General features: G+C 37.9%; 14 protein-coding genes and 3 pseudogenes. 2 read left to right on the top strand and 15 right to left on the bottom strand.

From position 1 onward, the window contains the following. Nucleotides 1-148: 148 nt before the first annotated feature. The 3 genes from V7097_RS04320 to V7097_RS04310 all read right to left on the bottom strand — a co-directional run bounded on the left by V7097_RS04320 (nucleotide 149) and on the right by V7097_RS04310 (nucleotide 5224). Nucleotides 149-3277 (bottom strand): S8 family serine peptidase, encoded by a 3129-nt coding sequence (locus V7097_RS04320; protein WP_335702358.1) that lies wholly within the window; start codon nucleotides 3275-3277, stop codon nucleotides 149-151. 484 nt (nucleotides 3278-3761) lie between these two features. Beyond that, nucleotides 3762-4379, bottom strand: a complete 618-nt coding sequence (locus V7097_RS04315) for an NUDIX hydrolase (protein WP_335702357.1) — start codon at nucleotides 4377-4379, stop codon at nucleotides 3762-3764. 5 nt (nucleotides 4380-4384) lie between these two features. Then, on the bottom strand, nucleotides 4385-5224 hold the full coding sequence (locus V7097_RS04310; protein WP_335702356.1) for a hypothetical protein: 840 nt from the start codon (nucleotides 5222-5224) through the stop codon (nucleotides 4385-4387). 522 nt (nucleotides 5225-5746) lie between these two features. On the opposite strand from V7097_RS04310, the pseudogene V7097_RS04305 reads away from it, so the two are divergent. Continuing rightward, nucleotides 5747-6250, top strand: a pseudogene (locus tag V7097_RS04305) (peptidoglycan recognition protein family protein); the annotation flags it as partial. 93 nt (nucleotides 6251-6343) lie between these two features. After that, on the top strand, nucleotides 6344-6556 hold the full coding sequence (locus V7097_RS04300; RefSeq protein WP_335702367.1) for a peptidoglycan-binding domain-containing protein: 213 nt from the start codon (nucleotides 6344-6346) through the stop codon (nucleotides 6554-6556). 291 nt (nucleotides 6557-6847) lie between these two features. Here V7097_RS04300 and V7097_RS04295 read toward each other — a convergent pair whose 3' ends face one another. From V7097_RS04295 to V7097_RS04245, 12 genes and pseudogenes are all read right to left on the bottom strand, one after another. Next, nucleotides 6848-7774: a hypothetical protein gene (locus V7097_RS04295; RefSeq protein ID WP_335702355.1), complete on the bottom strand. Its 927-nt coding sequence runs from the start codon at nucleotides 7772-7774 to the stop codon at nucleotides 6848-6850. Beyond that, nucleotides 7749-8285 carry a sigma-70 family RNA polymerase sigma factor gene (locus tag V7097_RS04290; RefSeq protein WP_335702354.1) on the bottom strand — a complete coding sequence of 179 codons (537 nt, stop codon included), beginning with the start codon at nucleotides 8283-8285 and terminating at the stop codon, nucleotides 7749-7751. Before V7097_RS04290 ends, V7097_RS04295 begins: the two co-directional genes overlap by 26 nt. A gap of 216 nt (nucleotides 8286-8501) precedes the next feature. Continuing rightward, entirely contained in the window at nucleotides 8502-9092 is a 591-nt protein-coding gene (locus V7097_RS04285) for a hypothetical protein (protein WP_335702353.1), read from the bottom strand. Nucleotides 9093-9528: 436 nt separating this feature from the next. Continuing rightward, a pseudogene (locus V7097_RS25995) lies at nucleotides 9529-10167 on the bottom strand (methyl-accepting chemotaxis protein); the annotation flags it as partial. 300 nt (nucleotides 10168-10467) lie between these two features. Continuing rightward, nucleotides 10468-11217 (bottom strand): annotated as a pseudogene (locus tag V7097_RS25990) (MCP four helix bundle domain-containing protein); the annotation flags it as partial. A 424-nt stretch (nucleotides 11218-11641) separates the two neighbouring features. After that, nucleotides 11642-12274, bottom strand: a complete 633-nt coding sequence (locus tag V7097_RS04275) for a DUF1919 domain-containing protein (RefSeq protein ID WP_335702351.1) — start codon at nucleotides 12272-12274, stop codon at nucleotides 11642-11644. Nucleotides 12275-12658: 384 nt separating this feature from the next. Then, nucleotides 12659-13654: a UDP-glucose 4-epimerase GalE gene (gene galE / locus V7097_RS04270; protein WP_335702350.1), complete on the bottom strand. Its 996-nt coding sequence runs from the start codon at nucleotides 13652-13654 to the stop codon at nucleotides 12659-12661. Between the two features lie 78 nt (nucleotides 13655-13732). Then, on the bottom strand, nucleotides 13733-14437 hold the full coding sequence (locus V7097_RS04265) for a CpsD/CapB family tyrosine-protein kinase (protein ID WP_335702349.1): 705 nt from the start codon (nucleotides 14435-14437) through the stop codon (nucleotides 13733-13735). Then, nucleotides 14427-15164 carry a YveK family protein gene (locus tag V7097_RS04260; protein ID WP_335702348.1) on the bottom strand — a complete coding sequence of 246 codons (738 nt, stop codon included), beginning with the start codon at nucleotides 15162-15164 and terminating at the stop codon, nucleotides 14427-14429. Before V7097_RS04260 ends, V7097_RS04265 begins: the two co-directional genes overlap by 11 nt. Before the next feature lie 717 nt (nucleotides 15165-15881). Next, the gene (locus V7097_RS04255) at nucleotides 15882-19031 is read right to left on the bottom strand and encodes an FIMAH domain-containing protein (protein ID WP_335702347.1); all 3150 of its coding nucleotides are present in this window, start codon (nucleotides 19029-19031) and stop codon (nucleotides 15882-15884) included. A gap of 424 nt (nucleotides 19032-19455) precedes the next feature. Beyond that, the gene (wecB, locus tag V7097_RS04250) at nucleotides 19456-20592 is read right to left on the bottom strand and encodes a non-hydrolyzing UDP-N-acetylglucosamine 2-epimerase (protein ID WP_335702346.1); all 1137 of its coding nucleotides are present in this window, start codon (nucleotides 20590-20592) and stop codon (nucleotides 19456-19458) included. Nucleotides 20593-20657: 65 nt separating this feature from the next. Beyond that, entirely contained in the window at nucleotides 20658-21434 is a 777-nt protein-coding gene (locus V7097_RS04245) for an SDR family oxidoreductase (RefSeq protein ID WP_335702345.1), read from the bottom strand. Between the last annotated feature and the right edge of the window lie 9 nt (nucleotides 21435-21443).

Genomic DNA, 21443 nt, shown 5'->3' with positions numbered 1-21443 from the left:
CCATATGGGTACAATAACATGATGAAATGCGCTTATGGCCAGAATAATTGCGTGTTAGCGATTTGCCGGCCTGAGACTGGCATTTTTTCAACTCAACAAACGTAGAAAGACCAGCAACCAAAATGATTGCTAGTCTCATAGTTTAGTTTTAGTTGTTTCCTGTGTTTCCGTTGTTGCCTTTACTTCCGACTTTTACAACGTTCTCAGTTTTGTTACCTGCATTATCGACTGCAACGATTTTAACTTCTTGACCATTTGTAATAGAATCCGCAAAGACGTGTTCTGTTTCGCCTTTTACGTATGGTACGTCAAGTACGGATTTACCGTCAACTAATACTGTCCAGTGAGCAATTCCACTTGTTTTATCTGAAACATCCACTGTGACTGTTTTACCATCTTTACTTAAAGTTGTTTTTACCTTAGGGTTTGTTACATCAAGTTTTACTGGGAATGTGATTGTTTGTGCTTCGGCACCTTCATAGTCAAGTGTTGCTTTTGCTTGTAAGTAGTATTGACCTTCTGGCGCAACCTTGCCGTTTTTCACTGTTCCATCCCAAGTCCAATCAGAGATTAGGTAATGCATTTGGCCTCGTCCACCATCATAGTAGTTTTTGCGGACAAATTCTTCGGACTTGATTTCTTTTACAACCTTGCCATCTTGATTAATTACAGATAGGTTTAATTCTTTTGCATTTCGGAGAAACGATAACAGATAGGTTGCACTGTCGTTCGTTCCGTCACCGTTTGGTGAGATAGCAATTAGGTTTGTATCAATCAAACCAGTTGCTTGGCTGATACCTAAGTATTTGTAGCTGGTACCACTCACATGTGACATGATACCTGTTGTTCCATAGTAAGTCGCTTCATCCCAAATTGGAGCGTCAAAAATTGGCGCTGCGTTCCAGTCACCTTTAAATCCTACATAAGGTACGACTAGATCTGGGTTCGAATCTGTTGGGTCAGTTAATTTTACAAAACCTTCTAACCAATACCCATTTGTAAAAATGGATGCTAAATCTGCATCCCACTCACTCACATCAACCGATACTTCAAATGTTGTTTTACCATTTGCAGGTACTTCGATTGTGCTCGTTGCTTGACCGTTAACAGTTGCGATTGCTCCTAAATCCAATGCGCCAAATAAGTTTGGTGCAGATACATAAATTCCTGCGTTTACAGGAGTATCTGTTTGAGCACTTGCATTTACTTCATAAGATACTGCCTCATTAGTTAGGTTTTCAGCTGTTAAAGAGAATGTAACGACATTATCATTAACTTCTTTAAGCGCTACTTTTGCTTCACCTGTAGTTGGATCAGTTACTGTGACAGGTGTTGTAAATGCTGCATGAAGCTGCATCAAACCTGCACCCTGACGACGAGGTGAAACAGGTGATCCATCAAAGTCAACTGGTTTAGATGTGTTCATTAAGAACTTTTTCGCTAACTTGGATCGATCTGCACCTTCAAGACCAAATTCTTGGTCCACACGCTCTAATACTAATGCTGATCCACCTGCTACGTGTGGAGCCGCCATTGAAGTACCGCTCTTAATTGCATATTTATCGTCATTGATTGTTGAGTAAATTTGTCCTCCTGGAGCTGTGATTTCTGGTTTGAAATCTAGGTTTGGTGTAATCCCCCAAGACGTGAAATCACTCATTTTTCCTGCGTTTGTGTTTGGAATAGCCAATTGGTTTCCGCCAAATGTAACAGTAACCGTTTGTCCTGCTTTAAGTGCCGCTGCAGCGCGATCACCGTCTGCTTTTAGCATGAATAATTGTGGAATTGTAATCGATGCATCAGACGCCATGCTCACTGTTCCATCTGTATTGTTGTAGATGATTACACCTGCCGCACCTGCATTCTGCGCATTTATTGCTTTATCAACAAAGCCGATTCCGCCACGTTGAACTAATGCATATTTGCCCTCTAGATTTTTACCTGCAAATTCTTCAGGAGTACCTAGGCCAGCAGCTACTAGTTCATAGCTTGTCCCACCTACTGGATTTGCCTGACTTGCAGATAAGTACATCACTTGAGTTGGTTCTGCATCGCCTACTTTTACACTAACTGCGTCAACTAGCATATTTGTGTTTTCAAATGAGGCTACCTGAAGTGAATCATAGGATACACCAGGTGATCCTACTACACCATAGTCAGGATTTGTTGCGTATGGATATGGGAAAGTAGTACCACTTCCAAAGTAATTCGAGTTACCCGCTGAAATGGACATCATGACGCCATTCTCAACAGCACGCGTTACAGCCTGTTGCTCAGGAGATTCAGCATCTACGAATCCTGCTGTGGAGCCAAGACTCATGTTTAGAACGTCTGCACCTAGCTTGATTGCATCGTCAATTGCTTTAATGTAAATGTCGCCGTATGTAGATGCTACATTTTCACCAAATACACGTAAAGCAAGTAATTGTGCTTCTGGAGCAACACCTTGGATGCCACCATTTTCTTCGTCACCGTTTGCACCAACTGTTCCTGCTACGTGCATACCGTGCATATTTGTATCCGCATTTACATCCACAATGTTGGCGTTATTGTCCATGTAGTTCCAACCGTAAGGAACTTTTTCCGTCCAGAACTTTCCTGGAAGGCCAAACTCAGAAATTGCACCGTTGACGTCTGCCTCTGATAAATCAGCAGAAGAGCTGCCTGTTAAAACAAAGTCCTTGTGAGAAGGGTCGATTCCGGAGTCAATGATTCCGACAATCATACCTTCGCCTTTGTAGCCAAAGTCACGCCAAACTTGCTGCGCTTCAACTAGCTCTTTACTGTATTTCATGTCTGCTTCTTCTTCTGGAAGTTCATACTCAGTTGCGATGTAGACATTTTTAACTTCAGGAACTTCTTTGATTTTTGCGATATCCGCGTATTTTACTTTCCCACTAAAGCCATTTACAATGGCATCAAATTCTTGCTCGTACTTGACTTTGATGTTTTTCCCTTTGATCTTATCTTTCGCTGCTTTTTGCTTGTTCTTTGCAGCCTTTTCTAATTGTTTTCTTTCCCCTTTTGAAAGCTCATCATACTTTTTTCCCTTTTTCGTTGCTACTTCAACCGGAGCATCGCCATCCATTTCGACGACAACACGTACCTCTTGGTCAGGGTCAATATTCGGTGCATCTGTTGCTTCTCTGTTTTTAATTTCACTCGTCGGTTTCTGTGCATCTAGCTGTTTCGGTGTGATTCCGCCTGTAAACGCAAAACCGCTACCGCTAAATGCTAATAATAAAACTAGTAATAAGACCGTAATTCTCTTAGCCATTTTTATCCTCCCTTTTCATATTGGGACAGAGGGACAGGTTAACTGACCCAGGTCTGTGGGACGAGGTACCTATCCACGTGTCCCATAAAACTACTAAATTCGAAAAAATAGTTTACCTTCTCGAAAATTTCGACTTCAAAACGTTACGAAATTTTCGACATATTCAAACTATACTAAATTACTATTTATGGAACTAGCACTAAAAGTCATAGTAAAATATGGCTAAAAATGGGTATCGATGATGTTGAAATTTGTCATTTTGGGAGAATTGGAGGAGTGTTAGTAGGAAAAAGGTTGGACAAAGGGACAGATTCATTGACCTTTCGATAGGGTAAAGGGATGAAGTGTTGTGGGTACAAGTGGTCGGGACCACGGGGACGGTTCCACTGGTTCCCTTCATGAAACAAAAATGCCAGTCCTCGCCCGAATTACATTCGTGCGAGGACTGGCGCTTTTTATATAGAATACACTTTTCAATGACTCTTTAGTCAAACAAAACCTCTACATCCTCTTTCCCATTACACTCAAATAATTTCTGTATTTGAGCCTCTGTAATACGTTCTATTGAAAGGATTGGAAGGGAATCTTTTGAAAAGAATCCTACATCCGACGTTTCTACACTACCTCTAGGTTGACCCCCTATAAGTTCACATTCAATAAATATTTTATAGCTATGATAAATATTTGGTGTGTGGGGATGCATGTTTCTATCTAGAACAGCGAGCACCCTTTTGGGTTTTACTATGTATCCTGATTCTTCTTCTACTTCCTTTACTGCATTTTGAGAGGGAGATAGTCCTATGTCTGCCCATCCACCTGGCAATGTCCAAGCATTGTCACTTGTTTCTTTTACCATTAGAATTTTGTCTTCTTTAAAAACAACTGCCCTTATATCAATTTTTGGAGTTTGATAGCCTTCTTCATTGATAAAAATCTTTTTGACTTCTTCAAGATTTTTGTTTGAGAACTCCGCAACAATTTCCGCACTTAACTCACGTAGTTCCTTAAATCGTTCAATATCGTATACATCCTTTGAATAAGCTAACCCTGATTGGGAAATTGCTTGAATTTGCTGCGCCCATTCCAACCACTTTAGAGTCATCATTATTACCTCTCTTTAATCGTGAATTTTAAATATGTGCGGTCATCGAAGGAAAGATTCCCTTTAACTAATCCCTTTGCCGACTTATAGGTCCTAAAACATAAAGGATCTTCTTCTAACACTTTATGTAGTATTTCTTCCGATTCAATTAGACTACTTTTTAAAAAAGGATAGCCATCAGATGCCAGTACTATGCTTTTCGCATTAGCTGGAACCTCAATAATTTTGACTTTAGAAAAATCAACTGGGAAACCATTAATGATTTCAAAACCATACTGGTTTTCAGGGTCATTTTGCAAGTAGTATTGCTGTTTAATTAATTCTTGCATAAACCTTCGGCTAGGATCATCAATTAATAATTCATCAATTGTTTTCCCTTTTTTTATTTCCGCCTCCAAGTAAAGAGATCTTGCATTTGCCGTAATTTCATCGATAATCTTTTCATTTTGATACAGTTGATCATCAATGATACATTGACAATCACCTATCTGCCAAACCTTTTTATGGAAGTCACTATACACAACAAGGCTAGCTGTAGGTGCCATCCATGCAAATTCTTCAATGTCCTTCAGTATTCCCATTTCGGCATAGGTATTCTGAAGGTTATCGTTGATTGTAGAAACCATGTCCTGTAAAGAAACATCTCTTGGTAAGGTTTCTATCGTTGCTTTAACTATTTCTGCTGCAAGTCTTCCTGGTGCCTTGCCATTAATCTTCCTACCAGAAATATTTGTGGCACCATCTACTACCGCCACAAAGTCATCTGTACATACATACAGATCTTCACATAAGAGTGGGTCTCCTTGCTTCCCTATTGATAGTGATTCAATCATTGAAATACTCATCTGACATCACCTTCGCTCCAATTGGTATTTATCCTTAATTATACAAAACATGTTTAGAGAGTCCACGCTTTTTGGTTTCTTTTTCAAAAATTGGGTTGTTCTTCCCACCTTAAACCCGACTGAAAAATCTAGTGGGGGCCCTTGGCACTTAGTTAATTAACGAGATTTTTGTTTTGATAAAAAGACACCTTTAAAAACTCCCTAGATCCAACGCTTATAAGCAAACATATTACAATTGATGGTTAATACGTGAAAGATGTTTCACCGATTGCAGATGTGGTCGCGGTTATTTCCGGGGCATATTTTATTTACGTTGAATGGAAGAATAGCTATCTAAACAAGAAAGGGCAGCTGCAAAACAAGCCCAAGGTTTAGCAAAGAAATAAGGCTATCTCATTTGAGGTAGCTTTTTGTTTTTGTAGATTGGAGGTTTCATAATGACTAGTTTAACAAATAGGTAACATTCATCCATCATACTCACGAGAATGAATGACGATTCATATTATAAAAGGAAAGGAGTGGTTGAGCTTGTACAACATTACTAGAGATTACATTAGGCTTGGTAATTCTCGGAGTGGTCAAAAAATACAAACAGTACGGTTTATTGTTTCTCATGATACTGGCAATCCTGGGTCAACTGCTTATCAAAATTGGAATTATTTCAATAACCAACAACCCAGTGCAAGTGCACATACGTTCATTGATGATAAATATATTTTAGAAATGATTCCATTAAATGAAAAAGCATGGCATGTCCAGTACAACAAACCAACCGATAATCGCATGTTCGGTGCTGATTCGAATGATGCAGCAATTGGTGTTGAATTTTGTTGGGGAGGAAAAATTAATTTCCAAGAAGCCTATAAGCGATATGTTTGGTACCATTCGTATCTTTGCAAGACGTTTAATTTAGACCCAAGAAAACATATTGTTGCACACAAGACATTGGATCCAGAGCGTAGAACCGATCCAATTAATGCTCTAAGTAGACATGGTATTACATGGGAAAAGTTTATTAACGATGTTGCAGAGGATTTTCAATGGAAACCGCAAGCTAAAGTTTTAGGTATATCGAAAGGAGACTTGACTGTGCGAATTAAAAAGGGTGACAAAGGGGAAATGGTTAAGTTAATTCACTTTTTCTTAGCATCATTAGGATACACTCAAATGAAGCACGTTGAAATTGATGAATATCAAGACTTTACTGTCGATGCTGTAAGAAGGTTCCAAGAAGATCAAAAACTTAGAAAGCCTACTCCAGGTGAAGTTGATTTTGAAACATTTAGCGCATTTGCTAAGGTGCTGCACGTATATTATAAAGAAAGACTTTAACCGAACAATTAGGTTATAAGTTGCAAATGTCTTGGGTATATAAGTACTAAGGACGTGATGATATGCAACAAAAAGATAATTTTTCAAAAGGATTTTTCTGGGGAACGTTACTCAGTATTCCTTTATGGTTATCGTTTTTCGGATGGATAAAAATTTTTATCTATTGATTTAGTAAACAGTGCACCAAGATTTTAACAAAAATAGCCCTCACTGTTGTGGGGGCTTAATCATTCATGTTTTGTTTTTGAAACGGATACCTCATAAAACTCCGCAAATGAATAAAGTAACTCTTTATCTCGGATTCCAATCTGTTATATCGATATATTTGATTACTCCTTCTTCTCCAGATTCTGTAACAGCATCTATATTATAAAAAGTATCTAAATAATATGAAATATAAAAAAGATAGTCAATTTCACTAACCCAAGTAGCTGAAGGTTCACCCAATCCTTTTTTCATATCACTTAAGTATAATTTATCCTTCAAATAGAAGGTTGCAGCTACAGTTAATACATCGTCACTTACATTGGCGCGCTCGCTATAATCCATAGTTGTTGGATAATAGTATATGAAATCTTGATAAACTAATGAATAAGCACCCTCAGCGGTACCATATTCCAACGGTTCACCATATCGTTTTTTGATTTCACCAACGGTAGAACCTACTTTAAGAGGCAATCCTTTAATAAAACCTTGTTCTGCTAAAGAGAGAAACTCTTTATCAAAATAGGGCGATTCCTCCTCAGTGGTTTGTTTTATGTCTGTTGCTTCATTTTTTTGCTCACTGTTCGTCTCCTGTTTGTTTGTATCTTTTTCGTTAGGATCATTATCGTTTTCAACCTCAGGATTAGTATCAACTTCATTTTTATTAGGTGACAGCGTATCATTCTCATTTTCAATTTGTGGAATATTATCTACTTCATCTTTATTAGGCGGTACCGAATTATTGTCGTTTTCAACAGTAACATTACTATCTGTATTTTGATCAGCATTGTTTCCATCTTGAATGTTATAAAGGATAAATTTATATGTACCTGTAAAAAACAAAACTATTAAACATGCACTTAATACAACAGGAAAAATGGTATTTGGTTTTTTCACTTTACTAGGAGAGTGTATTTGCTTTAATACTCTCTTTTTCATTTTAGCGTCAAATTCGAAACCAGCTAATTCACCTTCGAGAAGTCGTTGTTTAGCATTTTTCAATGGATTCTCCATCCTCATCGACCCTTTCTATTATTGAGAGTTTTAATAGTTCCCTTGCTCTTACCATCCTTGCTTTTGCTGTGCTTAATTTGATTTCACAAACTTCACTAATTTCCTTTAAGGTAAAATCATGAAAATAGTATAAAATTATGATTTCTTTATAAATGGCGGGAAGTTTAAAAACGTCATTCATCAGTTGATCATTTTCTTCTTTTCTTTGGTAATCGATTTCTGGTCCGTTTTGTGAGCCGAAGGACATGGTTGAAAAATAATTACTAACTTGGACTTTTCTGTAATGCCAACTTTTAACATAATCCTTACAGTGGTTTATCGCTATCCTATAAACCCATGTTTTTAATTTCGCTTTCCCTTCATATGCATTAAGATTCTTATAACATTTAATGAATATTTCCTGAGTTAAATCTTCTGCAGTTTGTCGATCTCGTATAAATGAATAAGCTAGGTGAAGAACAAAAGTTCCATATAAATCCATTAATTCTGATATTCTTTCATGATTCTGCACACCCCTTACCCCCTAAAAAATTTCTCTTTCAATTATTTGACGATTGTCATTTATAAATAGTTAAGTCCTTTTTGGAAAAAATTCTTGGATGTAATTAATTTCAAAAAAAGTGTAGTACTAATGATTACATAAAAATAGTAGGTAAATAGATTGGATAAAAGGACAGGTCCACTATATTTAGACGCGAAAAAAGGAAGGTTCCGTGACCCTCCTCTCTCAATCGGTTGTTTCAATCCACCAGCCCGCTATGTTGATTCCCTTATAATTCACTTCTTTTCCGGTCTCATCTTCATAAGAAAAGTGACCGGTTGCGAAGATGAGATACCAGTTTGTGTCGCCACTGGTTATTGGAACGATTTCTGCTTTTGTTACCAAGTTTTGTTTTTCATCGATATAGGTTGACACTTTTACACAATCTAAGCCACTCGGGCAATAGAGCTGTTTGTTATCAGTAACCCCATTCTGGAATGAATCAGAGTGAGTTGGAACTCGAAACCCGCAGAATAGGATAGCAACTATCGAGAAACCAAACAACAAATTTTGTAAAAGGTACCTTTTTTGAACTAAACTAACAAGTAGAATCCCTAAAATAGAGGTATTCAAAAATAACCATAGTAAAAGGGCTTCCTTAAAGATCATCCAACCGAGGATTGATACCACTATACCGAAGCCTATAAAGTTTAGATATTGTTTTAAAACAGGTTTCAATATAGATGGATCCATTTCAATTTCTTCCTCATCCTCTTTTTTACAGAAGAACTGATAAACTGCATAGGCGATTGCGAAAATGAAAAATACAATATTCATTGCTCACCTCGGAAATTGTGGTATTTTCAAATCATACGCTACTGGAAATACAATAATATTAGAAATTACGTAATTTATTATATAATAGAGATAAGGAATATAATATCAGAATTTTCCTATTTTTAACATATTTCGAAAGGTGAAAATTTGAATTTGATGAAAGTGTTACAGAAGTGGTGCTGGAACCACAGGGACGGTTCCTTTGGTCCCCAGTTTTGGAATACGATAATTGGGAATTGCGTAGTTCGCGATGATATTTGCGTTTTATTTTGGGTATTTGCGTTTTAACTAAGTGGAATTGCGCTTTAATTTGCAGAATTGCGCCTACAGCCGGAATAAATACGCTTTAGCAATTTATTAAGCCTAAGACCACCACATTAAACACAAAGAAGACTAGCCTTGCTAGTCTTCGAGTTTTTATGGGACATGTCCAAACTTATATTTTAAACTTCTTTATCAACTCTTGTAGTTCTTCCGCCATTTTAGTTAATGAAGTAGAGGATGCTGTGATCTCTTCCATGGCAGCGAGTTGTTCTTCTGTAGATGCTGACATGTTTTGGGTTCCTTCAGAGGTTACCTGAGTGATGTCAGCTACAACTTCCATACTCTTTACCATCTGTTCTGTACCTGCTGACAATTCATGTACCGCTGATGTGATTTCTTGAATTTGGGAAGTGACCTCCTGTACAGCTTGTCCTATCTGGTTAAATGAGCTTCCCACATCCTGAATAAATGTGATTCCATCGGAAACCTTTGTTGTCGTGTCATTCATTGTTTGTACAGTTTCTTCCGTATCTGTTTTAATCCCAGCAATTAGAGAAGAAATTTGGTGTGCAGAAGTCGATGATTGTTCTGCTAGTTTTCTAACCTCATCTGCAACAACGGAAAATCCTTTCCCGTGTTCTCCCGCTCTCGCTGCTTCAATGGCCGCATTTAATGCTAATAGATTTGTCTGTTCGGCAATACCAGTAATGACTCCAATGATTTGGTTAATTTGATTAGAGCTTTCTCCTAACGTCTTCACTTTTTCAGAGAGTTGATTCACCGTTTGACTGATTTCGTTCATCCGGTTAATAATTCCTGAAACTAAATTTTTGCCGTCAATAGCTTTATCTGAGGCTTCAACCGATGTATTTGATACAAATTGTGAGCTTTCTGCAATTTGTCTTACTAATGAAGATAATTCAACGATTGTTTGATTGGATTCCTCCAAGCCTTGAACCTGTTTGTCTGTTCCGGCTGCTACCTCTTGAACGGTTGAAGCAATGACTTCTGTTGCTCTTGTCGTTTCTTCAGAGCTGGCTGATAATTGCTCTGAAGCTGCAGCCACCTGCTCTGCATTCATCGCGACCTGTCTAACTAAATCTCTTAACTTACTAACCATCAGATTAAAGGATGACGCCATTTCTCCTAATTCATCTTTTGTTTTTACCGATATGGCTTGTGTAAGGTCGGCCTCGCCTTCTGCAATTTCCTTCAAGCGCCTATTCATCATCATAATTGGTTTATTAATTGATCTTATGAGCACGATTGAAGCGATAGTCCCACCGATTACTGATACAAGAGTAATGGCATATAAAATGGTCGAACCCATTTCTTGCATTTTTTCCACTGCTTTTGTATCACTGTCAATCGTTTTGGTTACTTCATCAATAAGTGATTCAACAGAAGGATCGACTAACTCTTTTCTGATGGATCTTTGTTCTTCCATATGTATCTCAAGAGCTTTTTCATGCTGCCCATTTCTGTAAGCATCTACCACTCTTTTATTTGTTTCAAAATAGGTTTGTAGGTTATTCTTGATTTCTTCTAGTGCTTTCCCATCTTTTTCATCCAGATTTACTTTTTTAATGTCTGAAAAATACTGCTCAATATCTTTTTCTTTATTCTGGGTTCCAGTTACTAGTTCCTCATCCCCGGTCAGAAGATACGCTCGTTCGTCATTGGAAATCCCTGTAAAACGGTATTGGATTGACTTCAATGTTAATTGTAAGGCTTGATGAGTTTCTATCTCTTTATAAGTCTTCTTTATTTCATTCTGTTGTAAAATAAATAAGCCCCCTGAGAATAGCAGAGCTATTAACAATAAAGAAACTAGTAAACTCAGTTTTAATTTAATTTTCATAACTTCCCTCTTCCCTAGATGTATATAAACATTATCGGCTATTCTTCTACAAAGTTTTACATTTTTCGACCAGAAAATTTAGGAACCAGGGGGACGGTTCTATTGGTCCCAGTACACAGGGCCTGTTCAGATATGGAGAAACAATTGAACGTAGAAATGGAAAAAAACATAACAGGAGTTTGGATTTATTAAATTAGTTGGATTCGAAAGTCGTGCTTCCGTGAAGATACGGATTGTAAAATAGGAAGATTTATTTGAGTAAAATCGAATAATTTTTTAATGAAAAGGGTGACTGTAACAAGCTATTTCTATATTCCTTCTATTCTTGAAAAAGTTTTTCATAGGTTACGTTTTCAATAGATAGTTAGGGATATTTTTAGTTTCTGATGAAAAAAAACAGGGAACGTTAAAACCGTCCCTGTTTTCATCCACTCTTAACTATTTGTCCATTATTTAACCATGTTACAGCATCAAAGTATTTATTGTAATGATTCATTTCAGTGGAGACTTTATAATTACCAAATGTAACGTTATTACTTAAATCAGGATAATCTTCTCTGGTAAAGCTAACTTTGTTTGGGAATGTTAGTCTATCAAATTCTTGCAGTATATCAAAGGTACAATCATCTGCTTCACTTATTTTTATAAAAAGATTATCCCAATTCATCCTTCGTTTTCTTCGTTCCCACTTTGCAGACGCTTCTTGTTCATCTTTATAATGTAAAAAATGAATTTCTACATCATCTAAGAGTCCTATAGGATAAGGTTTTTCTTTTCTTTCTTCATTTGCCTTTTCGTGCTTTGAAATGTCTGTGAAAACTATTTTTTTACTCATATAATATTCTAGATTTCTTAATAATTTTATATAATCATCAAGATATAAAAATAACCCAACAAAAGGAGTATAGTACTCTATTTCTAAATTTTCATATACAATACCTCCCCAACAATTGTTAGATATTATAGTAAAGTTCTTATTTTTTAGTCTTTTCCTATCTGATGAGTAAGCAAATTTGATTCTTTGACCCTTTATAAAATCTTTAATCTGTTTTCTCATAACATCTCTCCTAAATTCGGCATAACCTTTATTGCTTCATATTGAAAAACAATAAGTGCAAAACTACCTAGAATCTCAAGAAAAGCGTGACCCATCAATAAAGAGAAGATGCATCATCCATGTGAGCATTATTACTCGATAATAATAGATAGTAACGTAATCTGTTGCCCACCTCGGATAACAGTGAACAATTTCTCACCTCGACCATCCAGATCGGGAACAAGTAGTTTTCTATCTAAATTAGATAAGCATTTTATTGTTTTTCACAAAATTAAAGTACGGACTTTACAAATTTCCGCACCCTTAAGTATTATGATTGACTTATTTTAAATGAACTTCGATAGATCTTTACAAACTCGAACAATAAATATCCCCATATACCCACTATCCCATATAATTCTTCTCAAACCGCCAAGCATCTCTGCACATTTCAATAAGATCTCTCTTCGCTGTCCAACCTAGTTCTCGTTGTGCTTTTGTTGCATCTGCATAGCATTCAGCTAAATCTCCAGATCTTCGTTCAATAATTTCATAGGGAACCTCAATACCATTTGCTATTTCAAAGGCTTTCACTAATTCTAGTACACTAGTACCTTTTCCCGTTCCTAGATTATACGCATGAACACCAACAGTAAGGTTTTCGAGCGCTGCTACGTGTCCCTCAGCTAGATCCATCACATGAATATAATCACGTACCCCAGTACCATCAATAGTTTGATAGTCATGACCAAAAACTTTTAATGACTTACGTTTTCCTTTAGCTACTTGTGTTACAGAAGGCATAAGGTTATTTGGAATACCATTTGGCGCTTCACCAATTAATCCACTTTCATGAGCGCCTATCGGATTGAAATATCTTAGAAGGGACACAGAAAACGCCGGATTTGCCTTTACAATATCAGTTAATATTTTTTCACTCATCGCTTTCGTTTCACCGTAAGGATTGGTAGTAGGTAAAAGATCCATCGTTTCTTCAAATGGTACTTTATTATCTCCGTATACTGTCGCTGATGAGCTAAAAACAAATTTATTCACACAATGTTTAAGGCAATTTTCCGCAAGAATCATGGTGCTAAAGAGGTTGTTATGATAATACTGGACCGGTTTTTCTACAGACTCACCAACTGCCTTAAGACCAGCAAAATGAATGACACCATCTATATTATGATTTAAAAAGATGGTATCAACAGCATTCTTATTAGTCACATCTATCTCAAAAAAAATGACTTCTTTATTTGTTATTTGCTTAACTTTATTGATAGTCTCTTTATTGCTATTGCATAGATTATCAGCAACAATCACAGAATGGCCTGCCTGAAGTAAAGCAACACAGGTATGTGAGCCTATATAGCCTGCCCCACCAGTTACTAGTATGTTCATTCAACGTCCTCCTTCCATTGAAATTTCAGCATCTAGTCGAATCATGTCAGAAAAGAAGAAAGAAATATTTTCCCCAAATTACTTACCCGCATTATAATAGTAATACTCACTCTCTGTTCTGTTTGTCTTATTTAACACAACACCTAAAAGCTTTGTCTTGGCATTCATCAATAACTCTTTCGCTTTTAATGCTGCAGCTTTTTTTGTTTTTCCACTACTGACAACCATTACGACACCATCCATTTTATTTGCAAGTACTTGAGCATCTGTTACCGCTAGTGCTGGCGGTGTGTCGAAAATGATGACGTCGAAGAGTTCTTTTACTTCCATTAGAAATTCGTCCATGGCATTTGAACCCAGGATTTCCGCAGGGTTCGGTGGGATCGGTCCACTTGGTAAGACATACAGGTTTTCTTCATCAGTTTCTCGAATTACGTTACATAGATTCACTTGTTTAGTTAACACATTTGTAAGTCCCTCATAATTATCGACTCGGAATACATAATGGGCTGTTGGTTTACGAAGGTCTGCATCTACTAGTAGTACTTTTTTTCCTTGCTGTGCAAATACAATCGCAATATTATTTGTTGTCGTTGATTTCCCTTCAGCCGCCCCAGGAGATGTAATCATAATTGTTTTCATTTCCCCATCAACGGAAAAGAACTGGATATTCGTACGAATTGAACGATATTGCTCCGAAATTGGTGACCTCGGTCTTAGCATTGTGATTAAACTGAGATTTTGTTGTTGAAGATGTTTACGTTTTGATTTTTTACGTGCCAAGAGAATCACCTCTTACTCTCGTTCGTTTTCCTGATTCATACTTACCAGTTAACTCTACTTTAAGGTCCATTTTTGAAATTGAACCTAATGCAGGTAGCTCTAGAAGTCTTGCAATATCTTGCTCTGTCCTCACTGTGTTATCTAAGTATTCAAGTAAGAAAGCAAGTCCAATACTGGTCATTAATCCAACTACAAGCGCAATCGCCATATTAAGTATTTGATTTGGTTTTTCGGGGGCTGAATTCTCTGGAAGCTGTGCAGGTGACAAGATACTTACATTGTCGACATTCATGATTTTTACGATTTCTTTCTTAAATACGTCTGCTGTTGTATTAGCAATCTTTACTGCCGTCTGTGGTTCTGTGTGCTGAACTGAAATTTTTATAACCTGTGAGTTATACGAGCTTCCAACCCTAATAATCTTGTTTAATGATCCAGTTAGATTAAGCTCTTCCTTCACAAGATCTAAAATTGCAGGCGTCATAATAATTTCGTTATACGTTGTTGTTAGGTCTATGTTTGTTCGGATTTCTGATTGGTTAAAGTACGGCTGGTTCGATGTGTTTTGGTTCACCAGAATCTGCGTGGTAGATTGATAGATTGGTGTTAAAAAGAAGAAGCTCACAACCCCAACTATTGCCACGATCACGGCCGTCATAATCGTTATTAACCAAGCACGCTTACGAAGCGTATGGAAAAATTCACGTAAACTAATATTATCCTCCATTTTGTCCTCCAGTAATTGAGCCATATGACTAGGTCTCTTATCCCAATTTTTTATTCAGTCAATTGCTTATATTAAACAAGCTACACGCTCAAATTCGAAAACCAAATCTATCAATCCCCATCTCTACAAGTTTTTTAAAATATATCATATCAATACCGAGAAATTAGCCAGAACTTGTCAAATCAACCGCGAAAGTTCTCGACAAGATAAGACAGAAGGCGTACAACTAAGGAACCAGGAGGACGGTTCCTTTGGTCCCGATGGGGTCTGTTCCAGTATGGAGACACAACTGAAGGAAGAATTGGAAAAAAGCCTTACCAAGAGCTTTGATTTACAAAATTAGGTGGATTCGAAAGTCGTGCTTATGTAAAGAAACAGATTTTAGATGAGAATTAAATATTTGAGTAAAATTGAATAATTTTTTTGAGTGAATGTAAACTGTAACAGTCCTTTTTCAGGGGTCCAAAATCCTACTGATCAAACGTTTGTTTGAAATTTTAATTTCACGTCAATTCTAGAGCAAACTGCCATACAAACGTTTGTTTGAATTGAAAATCTATGATTAGTACAGATTTTTATGAAATTTTGTTTTGGTATATCAAAATATTAGTTGAAGTCACGAAAATTCTGTATTTACAATATCAACCACATAAGAATACCCCCATTTGGTAAATGTGTATACCAAACGGGGGTATTTTTCCTGTCTTTTGTCTTACCTTATTTCCATATAGCTTTTACGTTGTTGGTGAGCATTGCTTTAATTTCATCACTAGCATTGCTGTTATTTAGATGTTTTGTGAAATCTTCTAGGTGTTTTGTTGCTTGTTGTAGATCACCTTTATCATAATGATGCTGGGCTTGTTCTAATCTGCTAGTTAGTTGTTGTGTTAGTGAATGGTCGATTTGTTTTGATTCTGAAAGCTCCGAAACTTGCTTGGCTAATGTAGCTGTGTTGACTGTGACTGTCACGGTCAGCTTATTTGATGTAAATTCTTCCCCTTGATAGGTAACGATCGCCTGAATATCTGTATTTCCTGCATTTTTCCCGACAATTTTTCCGTTATCTATCGTTGCAACCTGAGGTGAACTACTTACCCACTCTACATCAACTTCAGCTAAATCGACTGCATCTCCATTCGTGAGAAGGACAGAAAGACTTGCTTCCATTTCCTCACCTTGTAGTACCGTTGTATCTTCTGCTGTGAGAACAACTTTATCTAGGACAACTTCTCTCTCATAAGTAAGTTTGAAATCATCATAATAGGCGCCTGATGTTGTAAAGAAATTTGAAGCCCCTGCAAATAATTTGGCATATGCTGCATTTTCAGGTGCTTGAACTGTCGCACTCACCGTTTGCCATTGTTTATGGCCGCCCCTAATATGAATGATATTAACACCATCCTGATCCTTCCCGACTTGTTTACCAGATTCATCGAAATAACGAATAAAGAAGCTTGCACTACCATCTTCTAAATACAATTCAACTGTACCAGTATACTCAACACCAGTTTGAACCGGAATTGGATCTGATTGGACAAACACCGTTTCATTTTGAGCCGTATCTCTAATTTTCAAAGCAGAATTTCCTGTTTTGACCTTTTCATTGGTCACCGCGTATGAAACATTACCTGTAATGCCAAATAAAGATGACCAGCCTGGAATACGATTATTTTCTCCTACTGTTTCTTCAAATCCTGGATTTGAAAATGCTACTGGAACTGTTTCGTATACGGGTTCAACTGGTAGTTTACCTCCATCAATGACCGGGATCATTTTTAAAAAGTGCTTATCACCGTCAACAAAATAGATATTTTGATTTCCTTTGTCATCATATGCTAGTTCTATAAATGTGACTTCAGGTCCGTTCTCAATTAAGCTAACATGATCGAGATCCTCTGATTTTGGATCCACAACCGCAAGTTTCCCACCAATATCCGTATACAACAAACCATCTTCGCCAAATAGGATATGAACAGGTCTCCACATCCCTCTATTTTTGATATTTGGATATAGATTCTTCGATTTTACTATTTCATAAGTATCAGGGTTCATCGCAAATAATATCCCGTCAACTGCTCCCCATAACAAGCCATCTTCATCAAAGGTTAACCCACTTATCATTGGTGGCATATCCAATTCTGGTATGTCTAGTTCGAATTCCGTAAGTTTCTTTTTACCCTCGACATCCCAAACAAACATTTTTGCTTTTTTGGCAGTTGGCTCGATATCCAATCCCCCACGGACTGTGGTAGAACCATAAATTTTGCCATCTCTATAAGAAAGTCCAACAATACTTTGATCCTGGACAATATTTCTATGCGTCTCTCTTTCTCCTTTAATAGGATCATAGATTGTCAGCGTACCACCTAATTTTTGATAGTATGGAATCGTACCGATTAATAGTTTATTATTTTCGAATTTCATGATATATGGACGGTCTTGTTCATAATCATCATATAAATTGAAAAGTGTCTTAAATTCAAGCGTATCTGTATTCATTTTTTGAATAGATGCTCCGGAGTAGATTCCGAAATACATGTCAGAGCCATTTCCAGCAGCCATACCTTCTGCTTGGCCATGAGAATACGTAGTAACTTCACCTGTTTTCGTGTTATATCTTGCCCCTTTAGGACCTCCAGGGTAAGTGGTCATGTATAGGTTCCCATCAGGACCAAGCCCAAGACTATGTAAATCCAATGGCAAATTCCCATTCATCGCTAAAGGCAAGTCGATTATTTTATTAGCATCCAAATCCACTGTCATAATTTCTCCGGATCTTTTCACCGTAACAAGACGTAAATCTGTTGATTCTTCCCCAAAATCAACAAAAGCAAGTCCCCGCCATCCTGCAGGATAACGTATACCAGTTTCCTTTGTTTCGAGTGTGTTTAGGTCTATCTCTAAAATATGGCGATTGTTAATCACATAGGTTTTGTTATCATTTACCGCTAATTGAGAATATCCAAAAGCCCCAAAGTCATCTTCTGAACCATCGCCGATTTTTCCGACTACAGTATCCTCAACCCATTCCTGTGCATCTAAATCATAAAATAAAATAGCACTTACTTCACTAAATCGGACAACGAGGTATTTTCCAGCAACCTCCATATCATAGGCAAATCCCATAGTTTCAACTGTTGTTCCTAGAATGTCAGGTGCATTTTTGGTGATTTTCTCCTTTTCAAGAGTCTCGGTGTTGATTCGGTATACATTCCCCGTAACTCCTAAACCTGCATATACATAACCGTTGTGGTAGGATAACGAACGTACATAACTAGAATCACCTTCCACATCTACTTTTCCTATATCAATAAATGCTTGTTTTGCGACATCAAATTTAAATATTTTACCTTCTTTTTCTTTGTAAGTTCCGATATAGACATTACCATCATCATCTGTTGTACTGCTCCAAAATTGATGGCTTGCATCTGGAATCCCTAGGTTCTTAACGGATTTTGTTTCTGGCGAATAGCTCCAAAGTTGCCCAGCATTACTTTCTGCTAATCCAGCAATATATACGGTCCCATCAGGAGCAATAATATGTGTCCAAACCTGGTTTACTTTTCCTAATTGAGCATTAAAGAGAACCGTATTGTTTTTCACATCAATGACATTAAATAACCCTCCATTTGCCGTTGTGTAAACAACATCCTTCCCATCCTCTTTTCCAAATACTGCATCGGTAACAACAGCACCTGTAGCAGGAGTACCTAGATTCTGCACTTCTTTAAAACCACGACCATTCAATTTTGCAACCACAGTCTCATCTTTATTCGTTTCGGCACTTGCACTGAATTGAAAGAAACTAGTTATTAACACTACAATTAAGAAACTCGAGAACAGTTTTCGAAAACATTTTTTCTCCATCTTAAATCTCCTTTCATTTTAATAATTTTGAATCTTTAACCAATTATATAGTTCACCTAATTACGGTAACAAGTCCATTATGAGTCGAGAAGTTGTCTTTATCATGTCTTAATGGAACCAGGGGGACGGTTCCGGTGGTCCCCTCAATGAGATGGGATAGGTCCATTGTCCCGTACTTTTTTAGGGGAGCCCAAAGTGGGAAAAGTGCTTTTTAACGACACTTAGTGGTGGTGGCACTGTATTGGTGGATTAGCGTGTCATGCGGATATGCAGATTTTACTTGTCAGATTGTATCTTCGGCAGGAGTAATTGGGGATTTTCCAAGTCGTAACCATTGTTTACACACCAAACGCTAAAAAGACCAGTAACCAAAACTTGATTACTAGTCTTATTAGGTGGGTCAAGTGGCGTCACTTGACTATTCTTATACTGTGGAATAATCCGGTGTATTTTGGAAATTGAGTAAAATCACCTCCACAATCCGCTTTGCCCCGTTTCCATCACCATATGGATTTGAGGCTCTTGCCATTTTTTCATATTCAATTGGATTTGTTAGGAGTTCGTGTGCGAGTGAGAAGATTGAATGTTCATCAGTTCCGGCGAGTTTTAGCGTGCCAGCTTCAATGCCTTCTGGGCGTTCGGTCGTGTCTCGGAGGACAAGTACAGGAACTCCAAGTGAAGGTGCCTCTTCCTGGATTCCACCCGAGTCGGTCAAAATCAAATGTGCTCGAGCTGCAAAGTTGTGAAAATCTAGTACTGGAAGTGGGTCGATTAGATGGATTCGTTCATTGTTTCCTAGAATAGTTGTTGCGGCATCTTTTACGGCTGGGTTTAGGTGAACCGGGTAGACGACTTGGACATCTTCGTGGACTTGAGTAATCCGTTTTATCGCTTTAAAAATATTTTTCAGTGGTTCGCCTAGGTTTTCGCGTCTGTGTGCTGTGAGTAGTAGAAGTTTGTCTGTGCCGATTTTGTTCAGAATTGGGTGCTGGTATGAAGGGGTGACGGTTAATTTGAGTGCGTCTATTCCAGTGTTTCCTGTTATAAAAATGGAGCTTTCTGGGATGTTCTCGGCGTGCAGGTTTTGCGCCGCTTTTTCAGTCGGTGCAAAATGAAAGTCGGCGATGCAGGTTGTCATTTTGCGGTTCATCTCTTCCGGGAATGGTGAGTATTTGTTGTAAGTTCTAAGCCCCGCTTCGACATGCCCAACTTTGATTTGATTGTAAAAGGCGGCTACGCCCGCTGCAAACGTGGTAGTCGTATCCCCATGAACTAAAACAAGATCTGGAGTTTCCTTTATTAAAATTTCATCGATTCCAGTGAGTGCACGAGATGTGATGCTGGTGAGCGTTTGCCGCTCCTGCATAATGTCTAAATCATACTGTGGCTTGATTTCGAATGTGTCTAAAACTTGATCAAGCATATTCCGATGTTGGGCTGTAACGGTCACGATTGGAGTAATTTGATGTGGGTGATTCTCTAACTCCTTGATAACCGGCGCCATTTTAATTGCCTCAGGCCTCGTACCAAAAATCGTCATTACCTTTATTTTCCGTTTCATTTGTTCTCTCCTTTTTTGTTGGATGGTGGTGGGTCACAATGACAAGTCCCTCGTTCCAGCTTGGGTCAGTGAACCTGTCCCCTTGACCCTATCTTGTTCACGACTTTCACGCCACCCGACGCCGCAATTACACTTCCTGTGATAAAATCTGAGTTTTCCTCACAGAGAAACGCGATGATTCTGGCTATATCTTCTCCTGTACCTGGGCGACCGATTGGGGTTTCTGGGTCGTTTCGTGTGCGGGCTGTGGTAATAGTGGCCTCCTTCATCTCACCGGTTATGTCCCCGGGGCACACCATGTTTGCAGTAATGCCATGTTCGGCCTCCTCGAGAGCAATCGATTTCGTAAGTGACACCAGCCCAACCTTTGCTGCACTAAAAGCCGAGCGATACATCCAGCCAGGTGAGCTCTCAGCGTCCTGAAAGCCATAAGTGATGACCCTACCGAATTGTTGCTTTCGCATGACGGGAATGGTTAGCTTAAGAAAATGAAACACCGAGCTGAGGTTACCGTCAATCATCTCATTCCACTCGTGGTCCTCGTATTCTACTAACTTTTTACGTTCAAAAATATAAGGACCCGCGTTGTTTATGAGATAGTCGATTCGGCCAAAGCGGTTCATTGCCTGATTGAAAATGTTTGTGATGTCCTCTCTTTTTGTAATGTCACCTTGAACGAATTGAATGCATTCTAAAAAGGGATTCCAATCTTTTTTAAGCTCTTCAACGCGAGACACATCGCTCCTGTAATTCACGGTCACCGAGCAACCCATCTTTAAAAACTCCTCGGTAACCTTTCTACCTAATCCCTTCGTTCCAGCTGTAATAACTGCATGTCTCACCTTATTCAC

The organism is Bacillus sp. JJ1562 (assembly GCF_036962705.1).
In the GTDB taxonomy this organism is placed as follows: domain Bacteria; phylum Bacillota; class Bacilli; order Bacillales; family Bacillaceae_L; genus Ferdinandcohnia.
Note: the sequence above shows the minus strand (reverse complement) of the source record. Positions and strands in the feature narration are given on the sequence as shown.